At 36.5% G+C, this 6386-nt stretch carries 3 protein-coding genes; 2 read left to right on the forward strand and 1 reads right to left on the reverse strand.

What is annotated here, in order from left to right; genetic code table 11:
* Window positions 1-53: 53 nt before the first annotated feature.
* Window positions 54-4052, reverse strand: a complete 3999-nt coding sequence (locus V1L66_RS19515; protein WP_333006690.1) for a cell wall-binding protein — start codon at window positions 4050-4052, stop codon at window positions 54-56.
* A 347-nt stretch (window positions 4053-4399) separates the two neighbouring features.
* Between V1L66_RS19515 and V1L66_RS19520 the strand changes: the two genes are divergently transcribed.
* Window positions 4400-5077: a hypothetical protein gene (locus V1L66_RS19520; protein WP_103117442.1), complete on the forward strand. Its 678-nt coding sequence runs from the start codon at window positions 4400-4402 to the stop codon at window positions 5075-5077.
* A complete protein-coding gene (locus V1L66_RS19525) occupies window positions 5077-6333 on the forward strand; it encodes an HlyD family secretion protein (protein ID WP_333006689.1) in 1257 nt (418 codons plus the stop codon). The genes V1L66_RS19520 and V1L66_RS19525 overlap by 1 nt, the downstream gene beginning before the upstream one ends.
* Window positions 6334-6386 lie beyond the last annotated feature (53 nt).

Below are 6386 nucleotides of genomic sequence, written 5' to 3' on the forward strand. Positions count from 1 at the left end.
TATAAAAGGAGTTTTCCCGTTATATTGATTGGGAAAACTCCTTTTTTATCATACTATTGAATCATTTTAAGATAGTCTTCTAGAATGCGGTAATTATACACTAAGCCCTGTTGCTCAATTGACAAATTACTATAATCTTTTTGAGCAGCTAACACTTTTTTCTCGAATGAGGAGCTGTCTGGATCAATATTTCCAATCGCTTGAACAACTTTGAGAACGGCAGCCACATCTTTTTCTGCCTGCTTTAAGACATCCTCATTAATGACCTGTCCTTTAATTTTAGAGTCCAATGCCTTATAGGCAGCAACGGCATTCGCCACATCTTCAATATACGTTGAAGAGCTTGGAGACAGTCCCGCTATGATCTCCACAACCTTCTTCACATCAGCTAAACTTTTCTCTGCTTCGAGTAAAAGAGCATAATTGGAGATACGTTGTTTATCTGTCGTATTCAAACTATCATATTCTTTACGCGCCGCTTCCACCATGCCAAAGTAATATTTATCCTTTGGATTCAATTTAGCAATATTATTATAAACCTTTATAACATTATCTAGCGAAAGCAATAGCTGGTCGTTATAAACATAGCGACGTTGTTCCGCATTGAGCTTATCATAGGCTTTTAAAATCTTTTGGTATTGGCTATTCATATCTTTTGCCGTTAGCAATCGGTCTATATCTTCTACAATACTCATTACAGGCTTTATTAGCTTTTCCTGATCTTGTAGCACTTTATAATTTTGAACAGCCCGTTGCTGATCCTTTGGTAAAGCATTGTAAGCAGCACGGATTTCTTGAATACGTTTCACATATTGCTTTGGATCAACGGATGGTAAGTCATCAATCATTTGCATGACATTACCAGCCCCTAAAATACTAGACTCCGCTGCTTGCAATAAGTAGTAGTTTGTCACATATTGCTTCATATCGTCAGGTAGTGCATCGTAAAGTGAGCGTGCTCGTGATGTATCTTGAAGGAATGTGTTACTTGAAGATTTAAGTTTACTAATCAATTCCATTACATTAGAGACAGGCTCGAATTTTAAGAGAATATTAATATTATCGATGTATTTTTTTTGATCTTTCGATAATTTATCATACGCTTTACGTGCTGAGTTTACCTTACTAACAAAGTTTGTTGATTCTGGATCTAGTTCATTAATTTGAACCATCACACTTAAAATTGGTTTCACTGCTTTTTCACGTGTTGTTAAATCTTTAATATTCGTCACTAATTTCTTTTGGTCAGATGACAGCTTATCGTATGCTACACGCGCATTCATCAGCTTCGTTAAATAGTCAGCATCTTGCACTTCTGTTAATTTAATTAGCTCGACTACACTCTGTGCTAATCCTTGTTCATTCTCTGCTGCTACCAGTGCATCATAGTTTACGATCGCTTGCTGCTTCTCTGCTGGCAAGGCATCATAAAGCTCACGCGCTGTTTTCATATCTTGATAGAAAGTTTTACTTGTTGGCTTTAACGACGCAATAAGACCAATCAAGGAAGCAACATCCTCTACAGCTGTGAGATTAGCATAGTTTGTTACACGTTTTTGGGAAACTTGATCAAGTGCATTATAGGCTTTACGTGCATCAAGAACCTTTTTTGTATAATCCTTATTTGTTGGGTTTAAGGCATCGATCATTTGAATCACCTTGATTACCGCCTTATTATCCTTTTCGTAGGAGCTTAACACTTTGGCTTGCTCCACTAGCTTCTGCGCGTTCTTATCCATTGCTTTATATTCTAATGTAAGTTCTGCTACCTTTTTGACAAATGTGTCAGGGCCTTCATTTGCTAAGGCTAGAATACGGTCATCAAATGCTTTGGCCGTATTGATATAGCCTTGTGCGTTTGTTAGGTCCTGGCTATTTACTACCTTTGCCTTAAGAGATTCACCCAATTTATTAAACGCTTCTTGTGCTTTTACCACATCATCTTTATACGTTTTTTTAGAAGGGCTTAATGCACTAATTTGTACCATTACATCAATCGCAGGAATTAGATCTTTTAAATCTTTATAATTTTGGACAAACGTCTTATTCTTATCATCTAGCTTCGCGTAAGCCGTATAAGCTGACTTTGCTTTAGAAATATAGCTTTTTGAATTAGAATCTAGTTTTTCAAAGAGAGAGATAACATTAACGACTGATTTATAGGATTTCTCTAAATCTGTTAACACTTTAATATTTGTTACACGCTTTTTAGCTGTTGATGATAACGCATTATAGTGAGCTCGTGCATCCAATATTTTTTCAATAGCTATATTGCTATTTAACAGATCAATTTCCGTTGTAACAGCCTGTACCGCTTCTTCCTCTTTAACTAAAGCATCTATTTTGTTTTGCAGCTGTGTTTTCAAATTAGTAAGAGCTGTTTCATGCCCTTGCAAAGTCGTATCTAATTTCTCCACTGTCTCTTTCAACTTGGTAAGCTGTGTACCGTAGTCAGTTGTCGGCTTTAATGTATTAATCGTTTTCGATGCTTCTGCGTATGTTTGAAACAGCATTAGCTTTGTCGCTCCCTGCACTAGCTTCTGATCATTTTCAGTGAGCTTATTAAAGGCAGTCCACGCAGATAAAGTTTTACTTTCAAATGTTTTGGCGGCAGGATCAAGGCTATCAATTAACTTATCTACCTTTAAGGCAGCACCTAAATTTTTCTCCCACGCTGTGAGCTCTGCTAGATTATTGACGATTTTTTTCACATTGGACGCATTGATATTTGTGCCTGAAGGATTATTATAGGCTTCGCGTGCAGCTTTAATAGCAGCTACTTTATTAGCTTCTTCTACAACATTAATGGCTTTAATCTTTCCTTCAATATCCTCTGCATATGCAATATTTGCTAACGCCAGATCTAGGTCTCCTATGTTTTTAACAAAACCTTTACCTTCCGTTAAGAGATCGTATTCCGCTTTTATGTCTTTGACTGTTGTACGGTATACATCTTCTTTGGATACACGCAACCCTGAAATGCTTTTCGAAATATTTGCTGCTTTAAGATATTGTGCAATACTTTCATATTCCGTTTTTAATAATTGTTTGGAGGCTGCATCCAGACTATTGTAGGCTTTCTCAATAGCCGTCACAGCACTAATAAAGCTTGAGGCTGAAGTGAAATCTGCAGGTTGCTTACCTTTTAACTGTACAATGCTGGAAGTCACTTTATCTAAAGCAGATAAACCTGACAAGGCATCCTTATACTTCTTAAAAGGTGTGATTTTATCATCATTTGGATTATAAGCTTCGACCACTTTCTTTTGCTCTGCTGTCAGCGCATTATAATTCGTGGTAAAACTATTCATTCCAGGAGAAATAGCTGAATAATCCGTAGATTTCTCCAATAACTCAACTAACTGATCTAATTCTGTAATGACCGGTTCTACTTTTGCTACGTCCACTTTCAGCTTACTTAACTTGTCAACATCCATTCCCTTGCCTTTAAAATAGACATTGCGTGCTATTTCATCATAGCCATATTGCAACACTGTGCCACGAACTGTTGAGGCAATATCCTTCGCCCCATTATTAAGTGCAGCAAGAACAACTTGGTTGAATTGGTCTTGCACATATTGATAGGATGTCGCTGTTGATTCATCTCCTAAAAATGTTTCATATTGGCTTTGTACATTTTTCACATCGTTAATAAATGTTTTGCTGGTATATGAAATAGTACCCATCTTATCGCTAATTTCCTTAAGCTTCTTTAACAGTAGTCGTTGCTTAACTACATAGTCATATTTCGCTTGTATAAAAGCTTTTTCATCGGCATTAAAATCAGCTGAATTTTGTACAATCGTTATATCACCATCTGCAATAACCATTTCATTATCTGATGAATTCTCTGATAGCTTGCCAAATTGTGCAATAAGTTGTTCCCTTGCTATAGTTGCTGCAACCTCATTTGCATAAGCTACCTTTTCTGATTGTATTGAGATGTGCTCCTGTCCTTCGTTGTCCTGTGCGTGTGCGTTCGCTATAGCCGTAGGTGCCAATAAAAGACCCGTTATGACCCCTGCTGTCAATTTTCGATTCAATCGAACCACCCTTTCATCGTTTATGTATAGGAAAATGATTGTATTCATTTTCATTTAGAATTTATGACTTTAGTATCGGTAAAAATTGCTTGATTTCAAGCCATTCTAATATATTTACAAAATGAGACATATCAAAAGTAATTTTTCTAAATTACTAGCTAGAAAAACAGGAAGTTATTTCAATTATACTATACAATGGTGTTATATAAGGTTTTCATCAATTGACATATAATAAGAGATTATGTTTTTTCAATGAATTTATTGGAAAAAAACAGCTATTTTCATATGTCATAATATCTTTACAAGGTGTATACTACAACTTTGATATCCTATTTTGGAAGAAAGGACGCTGTTTTATGTTTTACCATTATAAGTTCTGGCATAGCTTAAAAAATCCTACCTACTTTACTAGCATCGTAGAGGAAGGCAAGGTCATCGGATATAAAAAACGAGTACTAACGGTGTTCATTCTTTTCATCCTGTTGTTTGCTGCTCGCGAATATTGGGGAATGGGGACAGAAAATTTAACGTCCTTATTCGCAAAGGATTTACAAAATGAATACTATGTAGCACGTATACTTTCGATGCTTGGTGCCATTTTATGGGCAATCATCTATTTTTGCTTCCACTATTATGGTGTTACCTATCTTTTACATCTATTAACGGACATTCCTTATACTTGGATAAAAAGAGTACAGCTTTATGTTGTAGCCTTTCTATTAATTGAAAAAGCAATCCTCTTTGCTGTTTTCTATGCTGTAGGCTATACAACCATGTTTTCTTTCTTCTCCTTAGCTCCTGCTGCCTTACAGGTGATTGAAACAGATTTCGTGTTATTTACCCTCAATCAATTGACGGTAACTACTGTTTTAATCATTATTGTACAGTACCTCTTCCTATCAAAATGGGAGGAAGAGGCTAGTAGAAAAATGTTAGTAGTCAAATTGATTGGTATACAGCTATTTATGGCCATATTTGTTGGTTTGATTAGTGTACTACCAATTAAAGAATGGATTGCTAGGGGGTTAGGATGATGGCATTTATCAAAACAAGACCATGGACAACTACGACCATCGTGTTAGCAATGCTAGTAATCGGCATAAATGCTTATTTTGTCTTTAAAGATAATAGCAACGTGACACGATCCTACTTTATCGATGAATTTCAAAAAGCTTATATCGGCACGAATACAGAGCGTGTTCATAAAGAAACTATTGTAGCACCTGCTGAGACATACACGATCACTGCTGATGCAACTAGCTTATCAGCTGTGAATGTAAAGCGTGGCCAAGAAGTGATGATGAATGATGTACTTGCTACCTATAAAACAGATGAGGTGGATGAGGAGTTAACAAAGCTTGAATCTGAACGCACAGCCTATGAAACAGAATTACAAGATTTACAGGATGCACTTGATCAAATTGAGGATGAATATGGTGATGATTCTAATCCAAAAAGCTCCATTAATACGGATCAAATCAATGACAAGCTATCTGTAACGCTAAAATTAGAGCTTGCTCAACAAAATTCAGCATCTACAGCGGTTGCCCTGTTAAATCGACATATTGCTGAAACAAATCGTCAAATTGCGTTACTTGAAGCCCAAATTACACAAATTCAATCTCGTCAGGGTATTGTCAGCCCTATTGATGGTGTTGTGGCAGCGATTAAGGAAGAAGCTGGTGCGCTAACTTTTGAAATCTATTCGAATGAAAAAGCAATGTATGCCTATTTATCAGAAAAGGAATGGCAAAAGGTGGAGGAAGGGCAAACTGTAGATTTCGAGGTGAAACATGTCAAGGATGATCTATCTGGCATCGTATTAGAAAAACAAACGATTGCTACTGACGATCAGACAGTTTGGGCAAATGAGTTAGCCAAAACGGCTGCCTTGCCACAACCAACTAATTATGAAGTGACCTTACAGCAAGATGCCCCACTCGAGGACATTCCATTTTCGACAACTGGCAAAGCCTCTATTATTGTCAACGAGGCATTCGATTCTTATAAAGTCGATAAATCGTGGCTAGCCACAGCTAAAAAAGGGAACAAAAAGCTTTATATTATCAATCAGGACGGTAAAATTCAGCTAATTGATGTCAATGTGCAATTTAAAACGGCTAAATCAGCTATTTTTATGGATTATCTTGATGAAGGTACGCCAATGCTCTCGAATGAGAAACGTAATACCGAAGCCTATACCTTCAGAACATTACCTGTTGAGAAAATCCAATGGAGCCATTTTAAAGAGCTAACTTGGAAGCAATATGTGAAATATATCGTTTTCTAATCTAAATCCGCCTTGTCTTTTTATGGACAAGGTGGTTTTTTTTACAAAAGAAA

Origin of the sequence: Lysinibacillus sp. IITD104 (genome assembly GCF_036698265.2) — a bacterium.
Classification (GTDB): domain Bacteria; phylum Bacillota; class Bacilli; order Bacillales_A; family Planococcaceae; genus Lysinibacillus; species Lysinibacillus boronitolerans.